The sequence below is a fragment of the Microbacterium sp. Leaf179 genome (assembly GCF_001423785.1).
Taxonomy (GTDB): domain Bacteria; phylum Actinomycetota; class Actinomycetes; order Actinomycetales; family Microbacteriaceae; genus Microbacterium.
In genome coordinates this window covers 1-23,218 of record NZ_LMPH01000007.1, presented here as the reverse complement: position 1 = coordinate 23,218, position 23,218 = coordinate 1, and the positions used below count along the sequence as shown (strand labels likewise).

Below are 23,218 nucleotides of genomic sequence, written 5' to 3'. Positions count from 1 at the left end.
AACTCGGTCGGGCGCCGCCCCTCCGCGGGGGCAGGGCTGCCAGGTGGCGCGCCGACGCCGCGGGGCCATCGACGTGGGCCACCACGCCGAAAGTCGCGAGAGGAACGCCGAGAAGGAGGACGGGGCGGCGTGGGCGGGGAGCATGATCCCAGCCTCGTCGCCCGGGTCCGCCCGCACATCATCACGAAGGACGAAACCGCTCCCTCGCGAGGATGACCCCGGCGAGGGCGCCGTTACTGGGCGAGCAGCGTCGGGTCCAAGGCCTCCGCCGCCGCCTTCGCCGCGGCCGGCAGGGCGTCGACCACGTGCGCGAGGGCGTCGTCATCGTGCGCCGCGGTGAGGAACCACGCCTCGAACACGCTCGGGGGCAGCGAGATGCCGGCATCCAGCATCGAGTGGAAGAACGCGGCGTACCGCCACGACTGCTGGGTGAGCGCCGTGGCGTAGTCGAGGGGGATCTCGGGCAGGAACGCGACCCCGAACAGCGAGCCCGCGCGCGGGATCGCGTGCACGACCCCCTCGGCGCTCAGGGCGGCGTCGAGCGCGTCGGCGACCCGCTCGGCCGCGGCGTCGACGGTCGCGTAGACCTCGGGCGTCGCGAGGCGCAGCGTCGCCAGGCCCGCGGCGACCGACAACGGGTTCCCCGACAGCGTGCCCGCCTGGTACACCGGGCCGAGGGGCGCGAGGTGGTCCATGATCTCGGCGCGACCGGCCAGGGCGGCCAGCGGCATGCCCCCGCCGACGACTTTGCCGTAGGTGAGGATGTCGGGCAGGTACGTCTCGCCTCGCGAGGCCTGGAGCCCCCAGAAGCCGGCGGGGTGCACGCGGAAGCCCGTGAGCACCTCGTCCATGATGAGCAGCGAGCCGTGGCTGTGCGCGATCTCGGCGAGCGCGGCGTTGTAGCCCGGCAGCGGCGGCACCACGCCCATGTTGGCCGAGGCCGCCTCGACGATGATCGCGGCGATGTTCTCGCCGTGCACCGCGAACACCTCGCGCACGGCGTCGAGGTCGTTGTAGGGCAGCACGAGCGTCTGCGCGGCGATGGGCGCGGGAACGCCGGCCGAGCCGGGCAGGGCGAGCGTCGCGACTCCCGATCCGGCGGCCGCCAGCAGCCCGTCGGAGTGACCGTGGTAGTGCCCGGCGAACTTGATGAGCAGGTCACGGCCGGTGACTCCGCGCGCCAGTCGGATGGCGGTCATGGTCGCCTCGGTGCCGGTCGAGACCAGGCGTACCTTCTCGATCGGTGCCAGATCGCCGACCCGCACGCGGTGGGCGATCAGGTCGGCCAACTCGACCTCGGCCCCCGTCGGCGCGCCGAAGGACAGACCCCGGGATGCCGCCGACCGAACCGCCTCGACCACCTCGGGGTGCGCGTGGCCGAGAAGGGCCGGACCCCACGAGGCGACGAGGTCGACGTACTCGCGACCCGTGGCATCCGTGATGCGGGGCCCCGACGCCGACTGCATGAACCGCGGCGTTCCGCCGACGGACCCGTAGGCGCGAACGGGTGAGTTCACGCCGCCCGGGATGACGTCTTTGGCGCGGGCGAACCACTGGTCGTTGAGATCGGTCATGCGTCAATTCTCCCGGGTGCACGCGTGTGAGTCGCCAAGATCTGTCGCTTCCGCGGACAGCGAAGCGACGAATCGTGGCGACTCACGCGAAAAGAAGGGGGGCTCAGAGCTCGGCGCGCAGCCAGCGGGCCGCCTCGACGGCCCAATACGTCAGGATCGCGTCGGCGCCGGCGCGGCGGATGCCGAGCAGGCTCTCGAGGATGGCGCCGCGGCGGTCGATCCAGCCGTGCGCCGCAGCAGCCTCGACCATCGCGTACTCGCCCGACACCTGGTAGGCCCACACCGGCACGTCGACCGAGGCCTTCACGTCGGCGAGCACGTCGAGGTACGGCAGCGCGGGCTTGACCATGACCACATCGGCGCCCTCTTCGACGTCGAGCAGCGCCTCACGCACGCCCTCGCGGCCGTTGCCGGGGTCGAGCTGGTACGAGCGGCGGTCGCCCTTCAGCTGCGAGTCGACGGCCTCGCGGAAGGGGCCGTAGAAGGCTCCGGCGTACTTGGCCGAGTAGGCGAGGATCAGCGTGTCGGTGAAGCCCTCGGCATCCAGCGCCTCGCGCACCGCGCCGACCTGGCCGTCCATCATTCCCGACAGGCCCAGCATCGCCGAGCCCGCCCGCGCCTGCGCGAGACCCATGGCCGTGTACCGCTCGAGGGTCGCGTCGTTGTCGACGGCACCGTCGTCGCGGAGCACACCGCAGTGCCCGTGGTCGGTGAACTCGTCGAGGCACAGGTCGGTCTGCACGACCAGCGCGTCGCCCACCTCGGCCACGACGGCCTCGGTCGCGACGTTCAGGATGCCGCGGGGGTCGTCGGCTCCCGAGCCCACGGCGTCGCGCGTCTCGGGGACGCCGAACAGCATGACGCCGCCGATGCGCTGCTCGGCCGCCTCGGCCGCGGCGCGGCGGAGCGAATCGAGCGAGTGCTGCACGATGCCGGGCATCGAGCCGATCGGACTCGGCTCGGCGATGCCCTCGCGCACGAACATCGGCAGCACGAGCTGCGACGGCACGAGGTGGGTCTCTCGTGCGAGACGACGGACAGCGGGGGTGCGACGCAGGCGCCGCGGGCGGTGCTCGGGAAAGCTCATGAGGTCGATTCGTCGGGGGCGAGGGTGAAGCGGGCGACGGCCTCGATCAGCGACTCGACCGTCTGCGTGTCGGCCACGACGTCGACGCTGAGACCGGCGCGCTTGGCGTCTTTGGCCGTGCGCGGACCGATGGCCGCGATGACGGTGGATGCCGGGATCTCGGGGAACTGATCGACCACCTGCTCCGCGACCGAACCGCTGGTGACGAGGATGGCGTTGATGCGACCGGAGTGCACGTCGCCGGCGATCTTGTCGGACACCGGTACACCGACGGTGCGGTAGGCGACCACGCTGCGCACGTCGTGCCCGGCCTCGATCAGCAGGCGCGTGAGCACGGGCTTGGCGATCTCGCTGCGCAGGGTCAGCACCTTGCGCGGCTCGGACTCGAGGTCGATCATCTGCTCGGCCATGCCCTGGGCCGAGTTGTCGCGTTCGGGGACGAGGTCGACGTGGTAGCCCACGGCCTGCATCGCCGCGGCCGTGGTCTCGCCGACGACGGCGACCTTGGTGCCGGCGGGGATGACGGCCTTATAGGCGTAGAGGACGTCGACGGTGGTGGCGCTGGTGAGCGTCAGCCAGTCGAACACCCCGTCGGCCAGCTCGGCGAGCGCCTGCTCGAGGGTGGCCTGGTCGTTCGTGGGCGCGAAGTTGATCAGCGGCGCGATGACGGGAACGGCCCCGCGCTGACGCAGACTCGCCGCGACGCCGTCGCCCCAGGGACCACCGCGCGGCACGAGGACGCGCCGGCCCGCGAGGGGCTTGGGCGTGCTGCCCGTCGTGGGGTGCGGCGTGTGCCGGTGGCCTTCATTCATGTGGTCGACTCTCGTGGTACCAGGTCGGCCGCCCCACGTTCGAGCAACCGACGCGCGGCTTCTCGGCCCGCTCGCGTCGCTCGCGCGATCGGACCCCCGTCGTCGGCAGCATCCGCTCCATTGCCGCTGCCCGTTTCCCCACCATACCCCGGTGCGAGACGCACCGTTCGGTCTATGCCGATCCTTCGCGCACCGTCGAGGGCGTAGACCACCGCGCGCAGCCGCAGATCCCCGTCGGCGAGGGCGGCGTGCGTGCCGACGGGAGCACTGCACCCCGCGTCGAGCGCCGAGAGCACGGTGCGCTCCGCGGTGATCGCGACGCGGGTGTCCTCGTCGTCGAGCTGCACGAGCGCGGCCAGGATCTCGGGATCGATGTCGTCGCGCGTCTCGATGGCGAGCGAGCCCTGCCCCGGGGCCGTCGGCCACTCCGCGAGCCCGAGCGCCTCGGCGTGCAGTCCGCCCAGGTCGCCCCCGAGGCGCGAGATGCCCGCGGCGGCGAGGATGACGGCATCCAGTTCCCTGTCGCGCACGCGCCCCAGACGCGAGTCGACGTTGCCGCGGATGTCGCGGATGTCGAGACGGGGGTTGTGCCGCTTGGCCTGGGCGATGCGGCGGGGCGAACCGGTGCCCACCCGGGCACCCGCGGCCAGCGAGCCGAGGGGCGCGCCGTCGCGGGTCACGACCACATCGCGCGCGTCTTCGCGCGGGGGCGTGGCGGCGATGACGAGACCGTCGGGCTGCGCCGTCGGGAGGTCTTTGAGCGAGTGGACGAGGAAGTCGCAGCGGTCGGCGGCGAGAGCCTCGCGCAGACCGTTCGCGAAGACGCCGCGTCCGCCCAGCTGAGACAGCGAGGCGCGGTTGACGTCGCCCTCCGACACGATGGGCACGAGTTCGACGGGGCGACCGGATGCCGCGGCCACGGCGTCGGCGACCATCTGCGACTGCGCCATCGCCAGCGTGCTGCGACGAGTCCCCAGCCGCAGGGGCGCGCTCACTGCAGGATCTCGGGGATCTCGTCGAGCGCGACCAGACGGCCGGTGTAGAACGGCACCTCCTCGCGCACGTGGCGACGAGCCTCGGTGTAGCGGAGGTCGCGCATCATGTCGACGAGGTCGGTGAGCACGTCGGCCTCCATCGGCAGGAGCCACTCGTAGTCGCCGAGGGCGAACGAGGCCACCGTGTTGGCGATGACGCCGCGGTACTGCGACCCCTTCTTGCCGTGCTCGATGAGCATCTCGCGGCGCTCCTCCTCGGGGAGGAGGTACCACTCGTAGCTGCGCACGAAGGGGTACAGGCAGAGCCACTGCTGCGCCTCGATGCCGCGGAGGAAGCCGGGCACGTGCGAGCGGTTGAACTCCGCGTCGCGGTGCACGCCCATGGCGTTCCAGGTGGGAAGGAGGTTCTTCAGCAGCTCGGTGCGGCGCAGGCGCCGCAGGTCGCGCTGAAGGGCCTGGGGGTCTTCGCCGTGGAGCCAGACCATCAGGTCGGCGTCGGCGCGGAGGCCGCTGACGTCGTAGAAGCCGCGGACGGTGACGCCGTCGGCCTCGACGAGCGAGACGAGGTCGGCGAGCTCGGTCGCCTCGGTGGCGGTGACCGGGTTCTCGGGATCGCGGCGGAAGACCGCCCACAGCGTGTACACGGAGGAGGAGCTGTCGTGGGACATGCCTCCAGTTTCGTCCCGTCGGGGCGGGGGGCCAAACCGGTTGACTCGCCGCCGAAGCACACTCTTGCGTGCACGCGTCGACGCGCATTGATAATGTGCGTCGACGGCGTCGGGGGACGCCGCCCGCGAAAGGGTGCCCGATGTGGCTGTACGACCTCCCCATGGCTGTGGGGTTGCCGATGTTCATCCTGCTCGTGGTGGGAGGCTCGTGCGGAATCCTGCTGGTGCTGCGCAAGTGGGTCTTCAGAGTCGCCCCGCAGGGTGACGAGTGGGACCGCGTGCTCAGCTACGCGGTCGGCGCCTACGGCGTCTTCTACGGCGTGACGCTCGCCCTGATCGCGGCCGCCGCGTACGGCAACTTCACCGAGGTCGACGGCGTCGTGCTCGATGAGTCGTCGTCATTGGCCACGCTGTACCGCAGCGCCACGCTGCTGCCCGAGCCGCAGGCCGACGAGCTGCAGGAGCAGATCGTGCAGTACACGCGCAACGTCATCGACGAGGACTGGCCGATGCAGCGGCACCTGGAGATCCCGATGGAGACGGATGCCAACATCACCGCCATGCAGAGCGCCATCGAGGCCGTGGAGCCGACCTCGGCGGTCGAGGTGGTCTACGTGCAAGAGGCCCTCGAGCAGTTCCAGCAGTTGGTGCACGACCGGCGCGACCGCATCGCGCTGACCCACCTGGCCCTTCCGAGCGTGCTGTGGATCGTGCTCGGGGTGGGCGCGGTGCTCAACGCCATCCTCATCGGGCTGATCGAGGTGCGGAACCTGCGCGTGCACCTGCTGATGTCGGGGATGCTGGCGCTGTTCGTCGCCCTGCTGCTGTACGCCATCGCCGGGTTCGACCACGCGTACGCCGGTCCGATCGCGGTGACGCCGGAGTACTTCCAGGATCTTCTGGACGGGTTGTTCGCGAACGAGCCGTAGACGGACTCGGATCGGCGCTCGGGCCGGTCATCCTGCGAACGACGAAGCGGCCCGCCCCGACGGGGACGGGCCGCTTCGATGAGTGTCAGCGCGTGTAGGCGCGGACGATGCTCCAGACGGCCAGGCCGACGAGGCTCGCGACCCCCGCGACGACGGCGGCAGCCGCGGCGGGATTGCGCTGCGCGCTCTCGCGCACCTCACGGACCTTGTCGTCGACGGCCTCGCTCGCGCGGCGCGGGATGTTCGCCTTGTCTTCGAGGGCGGCCAGGGCGGCCTTCAACTCGGCGCGGGCCGACTGGACGGGATCGGTGATCCCCAGCGGCACGGCGGTGCGGGGCACGGGAACGGGACGATCAATACTCATCGCGGGCCTCCTTGACGATGCGGACGTCTTCGGCGATCGCTTCGCCGGGGTTCTCGCGCTTCGACAGCTTCTTGAAGCGCAGGTAACCCAGCAGAGCCAGGATCGCGGTGATGACGATCATCACGCCGAACACGACGATCGCCGAGAGCCAGACCGGCCACCACGACGACAGTCCCGCGATGACGAACGCGAAGAACACCGGCACGGCCCAGAACAGCACGATGAGCGCACCGACGAACCAGCCGGCGCCGATCCCGGCGTCTTTGGCCGTGCGCTGCGCCCACGCCTTGGCGCCGTTGATCTCGGCGACGACGAGGTTGCGCACGAGCTCGGGGATGTCGCCGACCAGCGTGAACAGGCTGTCGTCGGAACGATCGCGGAATCCGCGAGGAGTCGTCATGCCTCAGCTCCCGGAAGAGGTGGAGCCGCTCTTGGACGCGCGCGCACGTGTGGTCGCGGCCTTCTCGGCTTCTTTGGCGTCGTCGACGGAATCCTCGACGACGTCGGCGACCTCGGAGGCCGACTGCTTCGCCGCCCGCGTGGCGCGCTCCGCGCGCTCCTGGGCGGTGCCGGACTGGGTCGCGGCGCCGGTGACCGACTTCGCGCCCTTCCACACCACACCGGGGACGGACTTGAGGGCCGAGACGCCGAACGCCTTGACCTTCTCGACCTGTCCCTGGACGACGGGCTGGTCCCAGACCTTCTCGGCCTGCGTCTTGATCTGCTCGTACCGGTCGCGGCCTGCGCGTGCACCGAGCACGTAGCCCGCCACGAGTCCGACGACGAGTGCTGCTTTGCCCCTCATGGGGTCTCCTCACGCTCGAACGAGTGCTGGTCGACTCTCACAGTAGCCATGTATTCCCATTACGGCATCCACCCTTGACACACGGCGGCGGATGACGAAGAACGGCGCCCGTCAGTGTCGCCAGAGCGCGTCGCTGCGCACACGGTCGGCCTCGTCGCGCGCATCGGGGATCACCTGCGCCAGCCCGGTGCCCGAGATCCAGGCGCCCGTGGCCCCGAGCCCGGCGACGGAGCGGATCGCCCCGCGCGCGGCGGCCGTCTCGGCGGCCCGTCCGATGGTCGCCGCCGGCTGCGACTGCACGTAGCGCACCCGGTGCGCGGCACGCAGGGTCGAGCTCGGCAGCTCGACGCCGAGCAGGGCGGCGGCCTCCGAGAGGGCGAGGGCGGCCGCGGCATCGTCGTCGAGGGCGGAGGTGGCGGGCTCTTCGCCCTGAGCTCCGAACGAGACCCGCACGACGTGGACGCCGGGCTCGGTGGCATCCCGTACCCAGTCCCACTTCGCACTCGAGTGGGTGAGCGCTTTGGCGATGTGGCTGCCGGGCACGGTCAGCACGCCGGTGCCGCGCGGCGCGCGATCGAGTTCGGGCGCGTGCACGACGAGGGTGACGACCTCGACCACCGGCGCCACGGGGTCGCCCAGGTCGAGGCCCGGGACGACCGGGGCGAGCAGGGCGCGGGCGGCGCCCTCGGGGAGCGCCACGATCACGGCGTGCGCGTGGAGGGCCTCATCGTCGGCCGAGGTCGCCACGGTCCATTCGCCGCCGTCGCGCGGGTCGAGACGCTCGGCGGCGACGCCGGTGCGCAGCTCGACCCCGCGCTCGACGAGCTGATCGACGAGCGCGTCGACGAGGCGCGACATGCCGCCCGCGATCCCCTCGACCGCTCCGCCGGGTGCCGCGGTCTTCGACGCGGGACCGGTGGCGACGGGGACATCGGATGCCGGAGCATCGGCGGGCCGCGGAGCCGAACGACGCGCCCGCAGGTCGGCGACGGCGCCGGTGAGCGAGCCGACGCGGGTGAGGGCGGCGTTCAGGCCCGGGGCGGCCAGGTCGACGTCGATGTCGTCGGGACGGGCGGAGTACACCCCGCTCGTGACGGGGGCGACGAGGCGGTCGAGCACGCGTGCGCCGAGACGCGAGCGCACGAGCTTGCCGAGGCTGTGCTGGTGCCCGATGGTGAGCGGGGGCCGCAGGCGGTCGACGTAGGCACGCCACGCTCCCGACCATCCGATGACACGGCGCACGTCGGGCGCCCAGGGATTGTCGGGGATGCCGAGCACCCCGCCCTTCGGCAGCGGGGCCGCCCCGACGCCCGGCACGCCGACCACCCACGCACCGGCCGGATTCGGCGACACGATGTCGTCGGCGAGGCCGACGTCGTCGAGGAGCTCGCGCACGATGCCGCCGCGCGTCGCGAAGCTCTCGGCCCCCACGTCGAGGGTGATACCGCCGACCTCGGCGGAACGCACGACACCGCCCACCGCGTCGGACGCCTCGAGCACCGTGACCCGCAGGCCGACCTTGGCGCACTCCCGCGCCGCGACGAGACCCGACACTCCCCCGCCCACGACGACCACGTGCGTCTCGTGCGCGTGACGCGCCAGCCGCTCGAGGGGCTCGCTCACGCGTCTGCGCCGTGCGCGCGGGCGACGATGCGCGTCAGCACCTCGGGATCGGTGTCGGGGGGCACACCGTGGCCGAGGTTGAGTACGTGCGCGCGGGCCGCGCGGCCGCGGGCCAGCACGTCGTCGACGTGCGCGGCCAGCACCGGCCAGGGCGCGCCGAGCAGTGCCGGGTCGATGTTGCCCTGCAGGGTCACGTCGGGACCGACCAGGGCCGCCGCCTCGTCGAGCGGCATGCGCCAGTCGACGCCGACCGCGTCGGCGAGCCCGCCGAGGCGCATGTCGTCGAGGAAGGCTCCGGTGCCCACGCCGAAGTGGATGCGCGGCACGTCGATGCCCTCGAGCGCCGCGTGCGAGTGCGGGGCGATGAACTCGCGGAACGTGGCCGGCGAGAGCGATCCGGCCCACGAGTCGAACAGCTGCACGGCCTGCGCTCCCCCGTCGATCTGCGCGTCGAGGAAGGCGCGCGAGACTTTGGAGAGCCAGCCGGCCAGGCGGTGCCACGACGCCGGGTCGGCGTGCATCATCCCGCGGGCCCGCAGGTGCTCCTTCGACGGGCCGCCCTCGACCAGATAGGCGGCGAGGGTGAAGGGAGCCCCCGCGAAACCGATCAGGGGCACCGCGTCGCCGAGCTCGGCGGTGACCAGGCGCACGGCCTCGCGCACGGGCTCCGCCGCGGAGGCCACCTCGGCCGGGTCGATCGCGGTGATCCGCGCCACGTCGTCGGCCGTGCGCACGGGATCGGCGAACACCGGCCCCCGGCCCGGCTCGATGACGACGTCGACACCCGCGAGCCGCAGGGGCACGACGATGTCGCTGAAGAAGATGGCGGCGTCCACGTCGTGTCGGCGGATGGGCTGCAGCGTGATCTCGGCCGCGAGGTGCGGGGTGAGGCACGCGTCGAGCATGCGGGTGCCCACGCGCAGCTCGCGGTACTCGGGCAGGGAGCGCCCCGCCTGTCGCATGAACCACACCGGCTGCCGCTCGGGGCGGTCGCCGCGGAGGGCACGGAGCAGGGGCGCGTCGAGGGAGGCCATGGCATCCATCCTCCCACTGGGCGACGGCCGACCAGGGGGATGCCTCGACGTCGAGCGGCCCACCGGAATACCCCACGGGGCGCGGGCGTAGAATATGACCGTGCTGCTGTGCGTCAGCGCGAGTCATAAGACCGCGTCCTTCGAGCTCCTCGAGCGGCTCAGCGTACCCGCGACCCCGGTCGCGCCTCTGATCGCCGAGCACGACGAGTGCGTTCAGGGCGCCGTCGTGGTGGCGACCTGCAACCGCTTCGAGGCGTACGTCGACATGGACGAGCCCGTCACCGCGGGCGTCGCCCTCGGCATCGAGGCCACCCTCGCCGCCATCGAGACCGCCACCGGCGTTCCGGTCAGCGAACTCGAGGGCTCGTACACCGTGCTGGGCGGAAGCGACGTGGCCGAGCACCTGTTCTCGGTGGCATCCGGCCTCGAATCCGTCGTCGTCGGCGAGGGCGAGATCGCCGGTCAGGTGCGCCGCGCGCTCACCGAGTCCCGCGCCCTCGGCACCACCTCCGCCGAACTCGAGCGTCTGTTCCAGCGGGCCTCCGAAGCGCAGCGCGGCGTGAAGAACTCCACCGCCATCGGCCGCGCCGGCCGCTCGCTCGTGCGCCTGGGCCTCGAGCTCGCCGACAGCCGCATCGCCGACTGGGCGACGCAGCGAGTGCTGCTCGTCGGGACCGGTGCGTACGCCGCGGCCACGGTCGCCGCCCTCCGCGATCAGGGCGCCGTCGACATCTCGGTGCACTCCCCCTCGGGTCGGGCGACCAAGTTCGCGACGAAGCACGGCCTGCGCGCCGTCTCGGCCGAGACGTTCCCGATGGCGGTCGCCCACGCCGACCTCGTCATCACCTGCACCACCAGCGAGCACCACGTCGTCAGCGCCGCGACCTTCGCCGCGGGCCGCACCCGCGCCGAAGCCGCCGTCGAGGCGACCGCCGGCGGATGCCCCGTCGACCACACCGCGCGGCGCCTGGTGATCGACCTGGGCCTGCCCCGCAACGTCGACCCCGACGTCGCCACAGTGCCGGGCGTCGACCTGCTCGACCTCGAGACCATCCGCCTGCACGCCCCGCTCGAAGAACTGCAGGCCACCGACGCCGCCCGCGACCTCGTGCGCGACGCCGCCCGCCGCTTCGTCTCGGTCGGCGAGCGCAAGAACATCACCCCCGCCGTCGTCGCCCTGCGCGCCCACGTGTTCGGCGTGCTCGACGCCGAGGTGGCGCGCGTCCGCGCTCGCGGCGACGAGGGCGGGCAGACCGAGCAGGCGCTCCGCCACCTCGTCGGCGTGCTGCTGCACACCCCCACGACCCGCGCGCACCAGCTGGCCGAGACCGGGCGCGCCGACGAGTACGTCGACGCCCTGTCGGCGCTGTTCGGCATCGAGGTCACCGAGCCCCTCGTCGAGCGCGGCACCGCCCGCCCCGACGGCATCGCCGACGCGGGCTGAGGCACGCCGGCTCGCGATGAGGCGCGAGCGTCCGTCGGGCAGGATGGATGCCGTGAGCACACCGGCATCCGAGGTCTACGTCGTCGCGGGAGAGGATCGCGCCCGCAACGGGCTGCGGTGGGCGAGCACCGTGGTGCTCGGCCTGTTCGACGCGGGCAGCGTCGCGCCATCGGTGAGCGAGGTCGTGATCCGGCGCGTCGACGGGTCGATCGTGAAACGCCTGCCTCCCGGTGACGTCGACGACTTCACCGCGCAGCTGAACGAGATCACGGCCGACCTCGCGACGATGTCCGCCGTGCCCTTCGCCGAGAAGTGGATCGCCGAGCCGGCGTGAGCGGAGACCGACCGCGAGACCGCCCCCGCTGATACCTCGGGTGCACGATTCCCGGGCCGCACCCCTCGCGCGGGGAACGCGCGAGAATGAACGCATGAGTCTGCGCATCACCGACGACCCGGCCGCCGACGAGCTGCTGTCGAGCAACCCGCTCGCGCTGCTGATCGGCATGCTCCTCGACCAGCAGGTCGCGATGGAGACCGCGTTCGCCGGTCCGCTGAAGATCCAGGAGCGCGTCGGATCGATGGATGCCGCGACCCTCGCCCACGAAGACCCCGACGACTTCGCGGCCACCTTCTCTCAGTCGCCCGCCGTGCACCGCTATCCGGGTTCGATGGCGGGGCGCGTGCAAGCGCTGTGCGCGGCCCTCGAGGAGGACTGGGGCGGCGACGCCGAGAACCTCTGGACGCGCGACGACCCCGACGGCGCCACGGTGCTGAAGCGCCTGAAGGCGCTTCCCGGCTTCGGCGAGCAGAAGGCGAAGATCTTCCTCGCCCTGCTCGGCAAGCAATGCGGCTTCGACGGCGCCGGGTGGCGCGAGGCCTCAGCGCCCTACGGGGAGGACGGATCGTTCCGCTCGGTTGCCGACATCACGAGCCCGGAATCGCTCACCCGGGTGCGCGAGCACAAGCGCGCGGCGAAAGCCGCAGTCAAGGAAGCGAAGGCCTGAGGCTCGCACGCGGGCACCGAGGGGCAGTCTGCTGTTCCTCGCGTTCACCGCGTTCACGCGAACGAGCGCCTTTCGGGCACGGGCCTTTTGCGCTACTCGTCGCGCCCCGTGAAACTGCAGTCGACGGATCCGGCGCGTTCGTCGGAGACCAGGATGTTGCCGTCGCGGCGGATCTCGCACGAGATCACCGTGGTGGGGGTCGACGCCTGTGCTCCGATGCCGATGACCGTCGCGCTGGAGTCGAGAGTGATGGTCTCGCCCGAGTCCCACTTCTCGTTCGTGCGATCGGCGCCTTCCCTGATGACCACGTTCACGGGTTCCGGCGAGTCGACTGTGAGCGTGTACGTCGCGGACGGGGCCAAGGCTCCCCCGAGGAGTACTGCGCCGATGGTGACGGCGGGAGCGACGATCGCCAACGCGGACAGCACGATGGCGATGATCCGGCCGAAGCGAAGGGCGGCGACTCCGCGCGCCCGGACCGCGAGAACGAGCGCGACCGCACCGATGACCACGGGCACGATCAGCACGGCCACGCGCGACCAGGACAGGAGCATGCCGACCGCGAAGAAGGCGAGAGCGGCGACCGAGAGAGCCATACTCGCCACACGCATCCGCGACACCGCGAGCGTTCGACCTTCGGTCATTTGTTTCCCCCATTCACGACACGACGATCTTAGGTGGGGTCAGGCACTTTCACCCGCTGGGGTTCTCTTTCGCGACGCGATATGCAGAATAGGGGGAGGGGCGGCTTCGGTGGTGGAGATGATCAGCGGTCGCCCGTTCGCAAGCGACGGATGAGGACATTTCTGTGAGCTACGACGACTTGGACAGTTCAATCGGCGCGTTGAAGAAGGCGGCGATCGACGCCTTCATGGCTGACGACGGCTTCTACGAAGACAAGTTCGGCACCAACTACTACTACAAGTGGGGCTGGGCGCCGAACGGCTACGAGATGCCGAACGCCTCCGGCGAGGGCGGCGGCAAGGTCGACGGCATGCCCTGGAACGACGACATCTCTTACGACGGCGTCCGCTCGCGTGTCGACGACGTTGTCGACAAGTGGCGCGCCCTGCCGACCGGCGCCGACGCCGGGGTGTACAAGACGTCCACGTCGAGTGCGGCCGCCAGTCTCGGGGCGTCCGGGAGCGGTGCGTCCGTCGCAGACGACGGAGCGATCCTCACCTCGACGAACACCATGGGCGATCTGCTCACGCAGGAGCTGGTCGCGTCCTTCATCGGGCCGATGCTCGACAAGTACTACACCCAGTTCAAGGGTGTCTCGCAGAGTCTCGGAGCCGCTGCGGCGATCCTGCAGATGAATTACACGATGCAGTCGACCATGTGGGAGGGCGTGCGCGACGACGTGGCCACCATCGTGGAGAACGCCAAATCCGCGTGTGCCGAGTACGCCGAGAGCAAGGGTTCGGCCGACTTCCAGATCACGCTGGGAGTGGTGGCCACGGTCGCCGCAGCGGTGGCGACCGTGGCGACGGCCGGCGCCGCAGCACCCCTTGTCGGCGCGATGGTCACCCTTTCGTCTGCCGCCTCGACCGCGGTCGCCGCCATCAGTGCGGATGCCTCGATCACCGGCGGAAGCTACGACGAGATCATGTCGTCTTTCGAGGAAGCCCTCGAGACACTCCGCACGGCGGTCTCCGATCAGGAGTCCGAGGTTCGCACCATGCTCTCCGGCGCCGTCAATGCGATCATCGCGGACCCGGGCGGCTTCGATCTGAACCGCTACCGGATCGAGCCGCAGGATCAGAACTTCTCCGACGAGATCGTGATGGTACGCCAGCACACGAATACCGTGTCGAGCAATATGCAGCGTGTGATCGAGGGCCTCGATGCCGCGAAGACCGCGCTCGGATCTCCGCCCTATTCGGACCCGACGCCGCACGCCGCGATCTCGAGCGGAACGCACTCGAATGCGCTGAATCTGTTCGACTACACGGCCGATGCGATCAATTCGACCCTGCAGGAGTACTCGCGCGGCAAAGATCTCTTCGACGCCGAGGTGGAGAACTACTTCAACGCCGACGAAGAGAACCAGCGACTCGTCGAGCAGCTCGCTGCGTCGGAAGCCCTCACGCCCAACTGATGAGCCTCATCCGGCACCCGGACCACAGCAGAACGGATCACATCGCAATGGAAAGCCGTGTCTTCGGACCCGTGGAGCTCGTCGGCGGCGTCGGCGGCGCCGTGTTCGAAACGACGACCGAGCTCAGCGGCGCCACCGTGCCGTTCCGCCTCGAAGTGGACTACCCGTCTCGATTCGATGAGCGGCAGGTCGAGCAACTCGACGCCATCCTCCTGGGCTGGGAGCGGATCGACATGATGGCCCGTGACGCGCTGACCGCGGCTCTGGACGATCCCGATTCCGCTCCATCGGCACTCTTCCGGGAATGGGAAGAGGAGTTCGCGTCGGGGAACGGCGACACCCGCGATTTCCTCGCCGAGCTCAAGCCGGAGAGCGTCACGATGCTGTGGGACGCTCCGGGCTCCCATCAGGATCGCATCGTGATGCCCTGGGGCTATTCGCTGGCGGCCGGCTCGGTCGTTCTGCGCTTTCGCGAGCGCGTGGGTGTCGAGATCGATCCGGCCCGCAGCGCCGTCTAGGGCGTCGTGCTCTCCCTTCGCGAGTCAGTGAGCGATCCGGTGCAGCGGGCGATCACGCGCTCCGCGCTCTGGCGTGGCGTGATCGCCGCGGTTCTCGTTCCGATCACGCTCGTCATCCTGCTCGTGGCGCTCGACGTGTGGCGCGCCTCGGTCGGTGCGGCCTTCCTCGCCCTCCCCGGCAACCTGCTTCTCGCCGTGGTGGCGATTCGGGCGTTCCTCCTCGCCCGCCGAGGTGCGCAGACCGAGCGGGGGGCGTCCACCGATCGCGCGCTCGTGCTCGTCTGCCTGGTCGTCGGCGGCTTCATGCTGGTGCTTCCCGCCCTCACGGCGCTCGGTGCCCCCGGCGGTATCGCCGTGGCGATCTACGCCGTGGCGATCACCGCGGTCCTGGTCGTCCTCTGCCGCTCGAACTGGAGGACCCCCTCTTTCCGGGGCTCCGCTCGCCGCCCACGGCCCCGTGATCTGAACCCTCCGGGCGACTGGGGCGACCTGTCGGTCGCCCCGAAGCGCACTCAGCGCAGGGAGCGGATCGCCAGCGCCACCGCCTTCACCTCGCGGATGCGACGCTCGTACGTCGCGGCGACGACGATGAGCAGGACGCCGGCGATGCCGAGCCACAGCCACCAGAGACCCGTCGCGCTCTCGTAGAGCGCGGTGATCCCCGGCCACAGCTGGGCGACGGCGTGGACGATGAGCACCACCCCGCCGAACAGCACGGGGGCCTGCCAGCGCAACCGTGCGCCGATGAGGAGCACCGCGAGAGCGACGACGCCGAGCGCGAGGACGCGCCAGAGGGCGTTGTCGGCGCCGAAGTCGAACAGCAGCGAGGGGACGAGAAGCAGCCCGAGACCGATCCCCAGGGCGGGCCAGGTGCGCAGCTCGGGATGCCGACGCAGGGCCCGGATGCCGTGGAAGACAACGGCTGCGGCGAGAGGAGCGGTGGCCGCCTCGACGGGGTCGGCGCTCCCGAGGACCATCGCGGTGAGGGCGAGGACGGTGGACAGGGCGATCACGGCCCAGAACACGATCCGGCCGCGCCACCACAGCCCCAGGGTCAGGACGGCGACGAGCGTCACGACCAGGCGCACAGCGCCCTCCCCCGTCGCCGACAGACGCGCCGAGGTCAGCGCGACCGCGACCGAGGGGGCGGCGAGGGCGAGGACCACCGGCATCCACGAGGCGACGGCTGCGCGGCGCCGGAGCAGCAGCACGGCCACACCCGCCAGCGGGACGGTCGCGAGGAGCATCCAGACGTCGAAGAGCGGTGTGGCGAGTTCGCGCAGGGCGCGGAGCGACGCGGCGACGATCAGCGCCAGTCCCGCGACCGCGATGACGGACGTCAGGAGCGGGGCGAACGCGTGCCGCAGGAGGAGCACCGCCCCCACGAGCACGGCGATCGCCGCGACGGCGACGCCGATCGCCCGGGCCGGCGACGTGTCGGCGAGCACGGCGGAGGGCAGCAGTCCCACGGCCAGCCCCGCCGCGGCGAGCAGCACGAAGGGCGGCGTGATCGGGCGGCGGCGCTCGAGCAGGGCGGCGACGATCCAGGCCAGGGCGAGCGGGAGCGTCATCCACTCGATCGGGCGCACGTCGACTCCCACCCCGGCGACGGCGACCAGACCCGCGCCGCCGAGTCCGGCGATCGACAGAGGGATGCCGAGCAGCGTCGGTGCGGATCGGAGAGCGCCGACGCCGAGGGCACCGAGCACGACGATCGCTCCCACCGTGCGGACGATCGGCCCCCCGTCGGCGGCGACGAGCGCCGTCGAGCCCAGGGCGAGGATCGCGGCCGCCGTCACCGCGGCGATGCGCGCCGATGCCGGCGCCCACGGCGCAGGGCGACGGGCCACTCCCCGCGCGGCCACCCCGATCGCGGCCGCCGTGACCACCAGGACGAGATCGGCGAGACCGATGCCCCCGCGACCGGCCGCGTGCCCGAGCTGCGAGACCGTCAGCAGCACGAGGGCGAGCGCTCCCGAGGCACCGACGGCGACGGGCAGCTCGTCGGGAGTGCGCGCGGGGCGCACCCAGGCTCCGGCGACGAGCACCGTGGCCGAGACAGCGCCGACGACGAGAGTGCGGACGGTGTCGTCGGGGGTGGCCAGGGCGCTGGGGGCGAGAGCGACGGTGATTCCCGCGGCGGCGATGACCGCGGGACCGGCCACGGAACGACCGTCGACGAGACGTCGCGCACGCTCGTGACCGGCGGCCAGAGCGAGGAGCGCAACGCCGACGGGCACCGTGAACGCTTCGACGGCCTCGGTCTGCTGCCAGAACAGCCGGGTCCACAGGGCCAGCGTTCCCAGCAGGAGTGCGAGCCAGACGAGATGACGCCGCGGGCCACGGGAGCGGAAGAGGCCATCGACGTCGGTCGCCCAGATCATCGCGGTCACCGCGGCGAGCAGGAGGGGGATCCACCGCACGCCCTGCGACGGAGCATCGGCGATCGACAGGGCCACGACGATCGCCGTTCCGGCGTCGAGGAACGCGCGGGTGAGAGCGTCGGCGCGCAGCAGGCGGAGCGCCGCCGCAGCGGCCACGAGGGCGATCGCCGCGAGAACGACCACGCGCGCGAGAGGGGCCGCGTCGACGAGACGCAGTGCCGCCCCGGCCGCGCCCGCCACGAGCAGCGGGGCCAGGAGGGCCGCGGCCGGCCTCGCCACACGCCACGACCGGTAGGGCGCCGTGAGCACGGCTGCCGACGCCCCCGCCGAAACGGCCGCCGAAGCGAGTATCCAGACGTCGGCCGCCACCCCCGTGCGGAACAAGAGCGCCAGGGGTCCCACGGCAGCGATCACCGCGAGGGCCGAGACGATTCCGGATTGGCGTTGCGCCGCGGTGAGCCCCACCCCGCGGACGAGCGGGAGCACGAGGACGATCAGGCACAGGGAGGCCATGACGAGCGACGCGATGAAGAGGGAGAACCCCTCGATGACGACATCGGCGCCGATGCGCATCGCCGGGGGCACGAACGGAGCGCTCCCCGATACGAACAGCACGACCGACACCGTGGACGGCACGCGGAGCCCCGGGTGCACGCCCGCGGCGGCCGCGAAGACGGCGGCCACGACGATCGAAGCGAGCCCCCAGGCGAGCGGAGACGAGAACGACAGCAGCCAGCCGATGCCGAGGGCCATCGACCCGGCCACCGCGGCGAGCGCGATGTCGCCGCGCCGGCGCCGGAGGACGATGAGGGCGACGACAGCCAGCACGAGGTACCAGCCGACGACGAGCAGGAGCACCCGCAGCTGGGGCCCGACGAGCAGGGCGACGGTCGCCGCGGCGATGAGCGCGGGCGATCGGCGTTGCGGCCACGACCCCGAGAGGCGCCAGACGACGGCGGCGAGGGCGACGATGGCGGCGAGCGCGATGACGGCGGCGGTGCTCGTGGCATCCGGAGCTGTGGTGTCGACGGCGGACTGCCCGAACGTCGAGATGATCGAGCGCACCGGGGCGCCGAAGGCGGTCAGCGCCCAGAAGAACGGGACGACCGCGGCGAGCGCGGCGGCGAGGGCGGCCGCCCAGGCAGCGGTCACCACGGTGGTCCGACCCACGCCGGGGGTGGCGCGGCGCGCAGCCGTGTCGAGACCGAGCGCGAGAGCGGCGGCGATGAGCACGGGAACCGTCGCCGACAGCGCGGCGTCGGCCGTGCGGACGGCGGAGGCGGCGACGCCCACGCCCAGGACGAGGACCGACAGCACGGCCGCGGTGGGGGCGAGACGCGCGGCACCGCGCCGGGCGAGCGAGCGGGCGTGCAGCGCGAGAGCCACCGCGAGGGCGGCCGACAGCAGAGCGGGAGTGACGGTGCTGCGCGGGTCGACGAGCAGGGCGGCGGTCACCGCGACGGCCGCGCCGACGGCGGCGAGTCCCCGTACGACGGCGATCTCGACGGCGAGCGTCGGCGGCGGGCGGCGGGCGAGGAGCGGGGCCAACGGGGCCGCCAGAGCGACGACGAGGAGCGCGAGACCCCCGGCGTACCCGCCGAGGACGGCATCTCGCTCGACCGGACCGGTGACCAGCACCGCCGGGCCGATCGCGAGCGACACGACCGCGGTCGACAGCGGGGCACGGAGCCGCGAGAGCCGCGCCCACCCGACGAAGGCTCCGCCCGCGACGATCGAGGTGACTCCCCAGAACACGCGGGGCTCGACGTTCATCGCCCCGCCCAGGTCGTTGGCGCGCACGGCCCAGACGTCGAGGGCGACGAAGGCGATGCCGAGCAGAGCGATGCCCTCGGCGGTGGCTCCGAGACCGCGTCGGCGCAGGATCGACGCGGCGGCGATGATCGCGGCGGTCACCAGCCCGATGATGATCGACCGCAGCACAAGGCCACCGCTGATCCACGCGACGGTGAGGAAGAAGGCCGCCGCGACCGCGAGCAGCACCACACCCACCGACAGCAGGAACACCTGCACGCTCGAACGGCGCGGCTTCGCCGGCGGGGACGGGGGCGGCGGGGACCCGGCGGGCGGGGACCCCGTCGGCGCCGCCACGGCGGGGGGCGGGCCCCCGACGAACGGCGGGGACGGGGGCGGCGGGGACGCGGTCGGCGGGGACGCGGCGGAGGGCGGACCCCCGACGAACGGCGGGGCGGCGGCCGGGGCGGGGGGCACAGGAAGAACCGGCGCCCCCGACGGCGGCGCGAAGACCACCTCGGTCGCCGCGACCGGAGCCGAGGCCGCCGCGGAGGGCTCCGCCGCCACCGGGGCCGCAGCTGCGGCGTCGGTGGTGGCTGCGGCGTCAGTCTTGGCTGCAACGTTGGTCGCGGCAGGGGCACGGGGCACCTCGGTGGGGGCCGGCCCCGCCGGCGTCCGCTCCCCCGCAGCCGGAGCCGGAGCGGCCGCAGCCGCCGCTTCCGCGACCGCGGCGTCGCGGTGGACCCGCAGGAGCACGTCGGTGCGCTCGTCGACGAGCTCGACGATGCGTTGCGACAGCTCGAGCACGCGCGCGGTGCGTGAGTCGGCGAGGTTCAGTCCGCACGAGACGCACGGCGTCGCGGTGATCGGGGTGAAGCACGACGGGCAGCGCGAGGTGTCGACCAGCGCTCCCGGCCCCGGCGGCCAGGCAGGACCGGAGAACTCTCGTCCACCATCGACTTCCGTCATCGTGCCCCCTCGGCGTCGGTCGTCGACCCCAGGCTAACGAAGTCCTACCCGCGGTCCGTGTCATCCGCTCGCGCCCCTCCTCCCCAGGGGGCGGGTGCGGCCATCGACCGAACAGCCGATCCCCCCGCGCTCCGCGGGGACCGTCTCGCGCGACCTAGTCTGGACACCGTGCGGGTGAGGTTCTTCGGCGGCCTGGCCGTGACATCCGACGACGGCGAGGCCGTCGTCGTTCCCGGGCGTGCGCGACAGGCCCTGCTGCTGCGCCTCGCCATCGATGCCGGGACGACCGTGGGCACCCGCGCGCTGGCCGAGGACGTCTGGGTGCGCGACGCCCCCGACGATCCCCGCGCGGCCCTGCAGTCGCTCGTCTCGCGCCTGCGCGGGTCGCTGCCGGCGGGGCTCGTCACGTCGACCCCCGGCGGGTACCGGCTCGAGCTCACACGCGACGACGTCGACGTCACCCGCTTCGCAGACCTGGTCGCCGAGGCCCGAGCGGCGAACGACCCCGAGCGCGCTCGCGCGGCGCTGGCGCTGTGGACCGGCGACGTGTGGACCCCGCACGAGGGCTTCGACTGGCTGGTGCGCGACCTGCTCGAAGACCGCGCCCACGCCGAGGGCCTGATCGCCGCCGCCGCGAGAACATCGACGGCATCCCCGCCCGCCGCGTCCGCATCCCCGCCCACCGCGTCCGCACCGGCGGCGTCGCCCGTCGGAGCCGCGCTGACCGCCCTCGTCGGCCGCGGCGACGAGCTCGACGCGATCAGCGAGCGGCTCCGCACCGACCGTCTCGTGACCGTCATCGGTCCCGGCGGCGCCGGCAAGACCACGCTCGCCATCGAGACCGCCCGCGCGGTCGCCGATTCGATCGTCGTCGAGCTCGCCCCGGCCGCCGCCGGAGACGTGTGGACCGCGATCGCCGGCGCCGTCGGCCGTCGCATCCGCCTGCCCGAGACCGCGGCCACCCCGGTCTCTCCGCTCGACCGGGTCACCGAGGCCGTGGCCGGCCGCGACGTCGTGATCGTGCTCGACAACTGCGAGCACCTCGTGCGCGAAGCCGCGGAGGCCGCCCTGGCGCTGCTGCGCATGAGTCCCGGCGTGCGCGTAGTCACCACCAGCCGCGAGCCCCTCGGCATCCCGGGCGAGGCGTTCGTCGATCTCGGGCCGTTGCCGCCGACCGATGCCCGGATGCTCTTCGCCCAGCGCGTGCGCTCCGCACGCGGCCGCCTGCCCGACGACGACGAACGCGCCACGGCGGAGCGCATCGTGCAGCGCCTCGACGGCCTGCCGCTCGCGATCGAGCTCGCCGCCGCCCGCACTCGAACACTCACCCTCGCCGAGATCGACGCCGGCCTCGACGACCGGTTCGCGCTGCTGTCGCACGGTCCCCGCCTGAGCGTGGAGCGCCACCGCACCCTGCGCGCCCTCATCGACTGGAGCTGGGACACCCTCTCTGCGGGCGAACGCATCGCGCTGCAGGCCTCGGCCGTCTTCGCCGACGGCATCGGCGCCGGGGACGCGGCGGCCGTGGCTGCCGCCTTCGAGGTGGATGCCGAGGAATTCGACGCCCTCGTCGACCGCTCGCTGCTCGTGCGTCGCGACGCCCGCTTCCGCATGCTCGAGACCGTGCGCGAGTACGGGCTCGACCGCCTGCGCACCGACGGCGCCACCGAGACGTACCGCCTGCGCGCGGCCGTGGTGCTGACGGAGCTCGCCGCCGCCCGCGAGGCGCGCACCCGCGGACCGGGCCTGCGCGACGCCCTCGCCTGGTTCGACGCGAACGACGAGAACCTCACCGCGGCCCTGCGCGTCTGCGCCGAGGCGCACGACCGGCGCGCGGGGGTGCGCCTGCTGCGGAGTCTCGTGTGGCCGTGGGCCGTGCGCGAACGCACCGACGACCTGCGCCGCGCCGTCGCCGAGTTCGCCGATCCCACCGCCGCACTCGACGACGAGCCCCGCGTGGTGGTCGAGGCGGTCGCCCTGTTCGCCGCAGCGTTCCCCGCGCCGAGTCGGCCGTCGACGGTGACCCTCGAGAGCTACACCGCCCGCCGCGCCGAACTCGAGCAGGCGGCTCACCGGAATCGATCCGACGTCACCGCGCTGGTGCCGCCCCTGCTGCGCCTGGCCCAGACGGTGCTGCGCAGCGGCGCCGGCGACGCCGCGCGCACGTGGCACGTCGACGTCACCGACGAGGAGTTCGCCGCCGCCCCGGCGTGGACGCGCGCGATCCTGCACGCGCTGCGGGCGGGAGCGGCGCAGAACTCCGGCGACATGACCGCGTTGGACCGCGAGAGCGAACGCGCGCTCGCGATGTTCGAGACGATCGGCGACCCGTGGGGCACGGGCTTCGCGAGCCAGTTGCGCGCGGAATGGCTCACGCTCGCCGGCCGCCTCGACGATGCCCTGGCCGTCACTGACCGCTCGGCGGCGGCCGTGCAGGGCCTGTCGTCGGTCCCCGACGTTCTGCAGCAGCAGTCGCAGGCGGTGGGCATTCTGCTGCGACTCGGCCGCCTCGACGAGGCACGGGTCCGCGCGCGCGCGATCGACGACGCGGCCCAGGCCGACGGATCGGTGCGCTCGCTCGCCCAGGCGTACATGACCGCGGCCCAGGTCGAGGTCGCTGCGGGCGACGGCGAGGCCGCCCTGCGCGTCGTCGGCATGGTGGATCTGCGCGGGCAGCCCGGCATCCCCGAGCAGTTCTCGGCGTGGCTCGACGCGCAGCGCGCCCAGGCCCTGCTGCTGCTCGGCCGAGACGACGAGGCCCGCGTGACGCTGCGCACCGCGCTCTCGGCGGCGATCTCGTCGCAGGACCACCCGATCATCGCGTCGGTGCTGCTCGCCGTCGCGGGGTGGAACGCCGTCACCGGGCGCTCCGGCCGAGCGCGCGAGGCCCTCGCCCGGGCCACCGCGGTGCGCGGGGCCGCCGACGTGCACGACCCGTTCCACGTGTGGGTGAGCGCACGCACCGGAGCGGGCGCCGAGGAGACCTCGGCACCCGCTGGTGGCATCCGTACCGCCCTGTCGGACGTGGATGCCGAGACCCTCACGGCCCTGCTCGACTAGGGCGTGTCTGATAATTGCTGGGTCCAGGCGATGACGGCGTGGAGTAGGACCGCCGCGCGATAGATGGTGGCGTGTTTGTCGTAGCGAGTGGCGAG

19 protein-coding genes and 1 pseudogene are annotated in these 23,218 nt (G+C 72.6%); 7 read left to right on the top strand and 13 right to left on the bottom strand.

The annotated features are described in order from the left end of the window. Positions 1-233: 233 nt before the first annotated feature. The 5 genes from hemL to hemQ all read right to left on the bottom strand — a co-directional run bounded on the left by hemL (position 234) and on the right by hemQ (position 5,136). Entirely contained in the window at positions 234-1,574 is a 1,341-nt protein-coding gene (gene hemL / locus ASF96_RS15965; RefSeq protein WP_055940912.1) for a glutamate-1-semialdehyde 2,1-aminomutase, read from the bottom strand. 103 nt (positions 1,575-1,677) lie between these two features. Further along, positions 1,678-2,661, bottom strand: a complete 984-nt coding sequence (hemB, locus tag ASF96_RS15960; protein ID WP_055940909.1) for a porphobilinogen synthase — start codon at positions 2,659-2,661, stop codon at positions 1,678-1,680. Then, positions 2,658-3,473, bottom strand: a complete 816-nt coding sequence (locus tag ASF96_RS15955; protein ID WP_055832767.1) for a uroporphyrinogen-III synthase — start codon at positions 3,471-3,473, stop codon at positions 2,658-2,660. The genes hemB and ASF96_RS15955 overlap by 4 nt, the downstream gene beginning before the upstream one ends. Beyond that, positions 3,470-4,468 carry a hydroxymethylbilane synthase gene (gene hemC / locus ASF96_RS15950; protein WP_055940906.1) on the bottom strand — a complete coding sequence of 333 codons (999 nt, stop codon included), beginning with the start codon at positions 4,466-4,468 and terminating at the stop codon, positions 3,470-3,472. The genes ASF96_RS15955 and hemC overlap by 4 nt, the downstream gene beginning before the upstream one ends. Continuing rightward, entirely contained in the window at positions 4,465-5,136 is a 672-nt protein-coding gene (gene hemQ / locus ASF96_RS15945) for a hydrogen peroxide-dependent heme synthase (protein WP_055832765.1), read from the bottom strand. Before hemQ ends, hemC begins: the two co-directional genes overlap by 4 nt. Positions 5,137-5,276: 140 nt before the next feature. Between hemQ and ASF96_RS15940 the strand changes: the two genes are divergently transcribed. Continuing rightward, complete coding sequence (locus tag ASF96_RS15940) at positions 5,277-6,065, top strand: bestrophin-like domain (RefSeq protein WP_055832764.1); 789 nt, start codon at positions 5,277-5,279, stop codon at positions 6,063-6,065. Positions 6,066-6,150: 85 nt separating this feature from the next. Here the strand turns inward: ASF96_RS15940 and ASF96_RS15935 are convergent, their stop codons facing one another. The 5 genes from ASF96_RS15935 to hemE all read right to left on the bottom strand — a co-directional run bounded on the left by ASF96_RS15935 (position 6,151) and on the right by hemE (position 9,891). Continuing rightward, entirely contained in the window at positions 6,151-6,429 is a 279-nt protein-coding gene (locus ASF96_RS15935; RefSeq protein ID WP_055832763.1) for a hypothetical protein, read from the bottom strand. Further along, positions 6,419-6,829: a phage holin family protein gene (locus ASF96_RS15930; RefSeq protein ID WP_055832762.1), complete on the bottom strand. Its 411-nt coding sequence runs from the start codon at positions 6,827-6,829 to the stop codon at positions 6,419-6,421. The genes ASF96_RS15935 and ASF96_RS15930 overlap by 11 nt, the downstream gene beginning before the upstream one ends. A 3-nt stretch (positions 6,830-6,832) precedes the next feature. After that, positions 6,833-7,234 carry a hypothetical protein gene (locus tag ASF96_RS15925; RefSeq protein ID WP_055832761.1) on the bottom strand — a complete coding sequence of 134 codons (402 nt, stop codon included), beginning with the start codon at positions 7,232-7,234 and terminating at the stop codon, positions 6,833-6,835. Positions 7,235-7,345: 111 nt separating this feature from the next. After that, positions 7,346-8,857, bottom strand: coding sequence for a protoporphyrinogen oxidase (hemG, locus tag ASF96_RS15920; protein WP_055940903.1), 1,512 nt, complete (start codon positions 8,855-8,857; stop codon positions 7,346-7,348). Further along, positions 8,854-9,891 carry a uroporphyrinogen decarboxylase gene (gene hemE / locus ASF96_RS15915; protein ID WP_082509774.1) on the bottom strand — a complete coding sequence of 346 codons (1,038 nt, stop codon included), beginning with the start codon at positions 9,889-9,891 and terminating at the stop codon, positions 8,854-8,856. Before hemE ends, hemG begins: the two co-directional genes overlap by 4 nt. Before the next feature lie 100 nt (positions 9,892-9,991). Here hemE and ASF96_RS15910 point away from each other — a divergent pair, with 100 nt between their 5' ends. The 3 genes from ASF96_RS15910 (at position 9,992) to ASF96_RS15900 (ending at position 12,339) form a co-directional block, all read left to right on the top strand. Continuing rightward, complete coding sequence (locus tag ASF96_RS15910; RefSeq protein WP_055941034.1) at positions 9,992-11,335, top strand: glutamyl-tRNA reductase; 1,344 nt, start codon at positions 9,992-9,994, stop codon at positions 11,333-11,335. Between the two features lie 52 nt (positions 11,336-11,387). Next, positions 11,388-11,669, top strand: coding sequence for a hypothetical protein (locus ASF96_RS15905; RefSeq protein ID WP_055832758.1), 282 nt, complete (start codon positions 11,388-11,390; stop codon positions 11,667-11,669). A gap of 94 nt (positions 11,670-11,763) precedes the next feature. Further along, the gene (locus ASF96_RS15900; protein WP_055832757.1) at positions 11,764-12,339 is read left to right on the top strand and encodes an HhH-GPD-type base excision DNA repair protein; all 576 of its coding nucleotides are present in this window, start codon (positions 11,764-11,766) and stop codon (positions 12,337-12,339) included. Positions 12,340-12,431: 92 nt separating this feature from the next. Here ASF96_RS15900 and ASF96_RS15895 read toward each other — a convergent pair whose 3' ends face one another. Continuing rightward, complete coding sequence (locus ASF96_RS15895; protein ID WP_055940892.1) at positions 12,432-12,983, bottom strand: hypothetical protein; 552 nt, start codon at positions 12,981-12,983, stop codon at positions 12,432-12,434. A 164-nt stretch (positions 12,984-13,147) separates the two neighbouring features. Between ASF96_RS15895 and ASF96_RS15890 the strand changes: the two genes are divergently transcribed. Together ASF96_RS15890 and ASF96_RS15885 are read left to right on the top strand one after the other, a co-directional pair. Continuing rightward, positions 13,148-14,440, top strand: coding sequence for a hypothetical protein (locus tag ASF96_RS15890; protein ID WP_055832755.1), 1,293 nt, complete (start codon positions 13,148-13,150; stop codon positions 14,438-14,440). Then, positions 14,440-14,958, top strand: coding sequence for a hypothetical protein (locus ASF96_RS15885; RefSeq protein ID WP_156458908.1), 519 nt, complete (start codon positions 14,440-14,442; stop codon positions 14,956-14,958). Before ASF96_RS15890 ends, ASF96_RS15885 begins: the two co-directional genes overlap by 1 nt. Before the next feature lie 512 nt (positions 14,959-15,470). On the opposite strand, the gene ASF96_RS15880 is transcribed toward ASF96_RS15885, so the two are convergent. Beyond that, on the bottom strand, positions 15,471-20,063 hold the full coding sequence (locus ASF96_RS15880; RefSeq protein ID WP_055940889.1) for an SCO7613 C-terminal domain-containing membrane protein: 4,593 nt from the start codon (positions 20,061-20,063) through the stop codon (positions 15,471-15,473). Positions 20,064-20,231: 168 nt separating this feature from the next. On the opposite strand from ASF96_RS15880, the gene ASF96_RS15875 reads away from it, so the two are divergent. Further along, positions 20,232-23,123 carry an ATP-binding protein gene (locus ASF96_RS15875; protein ID WP_055940886.1) on the top strand — a complete coding sequence of 964 codons (2,892 nt, stop codon included), beginning with the start codon at positions 20,232-20,234 and terminating at the stop codon, positions 23,121-23,123. Here the strand turns inward: ASF96_RS15875 and ASF96_RS17285 are convergent. After that, positions 23,120-23,218: pseudogene (locus ASF96_RS17285) on the bottom strand (IS5/IS1182 family transposase); the annotation flags it as partial. The gene ASF96_RS15875 and the pseudogene ASF96_RS17285 overlap by 4 nt on opposite strands.

Bases quoted from the DNA above. Each gene is read 5' to 3' on its own strand.
- hemL (WP_055940912.1), bottom strand. From the start codon at position 1,574: ATGACCGATCTCAACGACCAGTGGTTCGCCCGCGCCAAAGACGTCATC.
- hemB (WP_055940909.1), bottom strand. From the start codon at position 2,661: ATGAGCTTTCCCGAGCACCGCCCGCGGCGCCTGCGTCGCACCCCCGCT.
- ASF96_RS15955 (WP_055832767.1), bottom strand. From the start codon at position 3,473: ATGAATGAAGGCCACCGGCACACGCCGCACCCCACGACGGGCAGCACG.
- hemQ (WP_055832765.1), bottom strand. From the start codon at position 5,136: ATGTCCCACGACAGCTCCTCCTCCGTGTACACGCTGTGGGCGGTCTTC.
- ASF96_RS15940 (WP_055832764.1), top strand. From the start codon at position 5,277: ATGTGGCTGTACGACCTCCCCATGGCTGTGGGGTTGCCGATGTTCATC.
- ASF96_RS15935 (WP_055832763.1), bottom strand. From the start codon at position 6,429: ATGAGTATTGATCGTCCCGTTCCCGTGCCCCGCACCGCCGTGCCGCTG.
- ASF96_RS15930 (WP_055832762.1), bottom strand. From the start codon at position 6,829: ATGACGACTCCTCGCGGATTCCGCGATCGTTCCGACGACAGCCTGTTC.
- ASF96_RS15925 (WP_055832761.1), bottom strand. From the start codon at position 7,234: ATGAGGGGCAAAGCAGCACTCGTCGTCGGACTCGTGGCGGGCTACGTG.
- hemE (WP_082509774.1), bottom strand. From the start codon at position 9,891: ATGGCCTCCCTCGACGCGCCCCTGCTCCGTGCCCTCCGCGGCGACCGC.
- ASF96_RS15900 (WP_055832757.1), top strand. From the start codon at position 11,764: ATGAGTCTGCGCATCACCGACGACCCGGCCGCCGACGAGCTGCTGTCG.
- ASF96_RS15895 (WP_055940892.1), bottom strand. From the start codon at position 12,983: ATGACCGAAGGTCGAACGCTCGCGGTGTCGCGGATGCGTGTGGCGAGT.
- ASF96_RS15885 (WP_156458908.1), top strand. From the start codon at position 14,440: ATGAGCCTCATCCGGCACCCGGACCACAGCAGAACGGATCACATCGCA.
- ASF96_RS15880 (WP_055940889.1), bottom strand. From the start codon at position 20,063: ATGACGGAAGTCGATGGTGGACGAGAGTTCTCCGGTCCTGCCTGGCCG.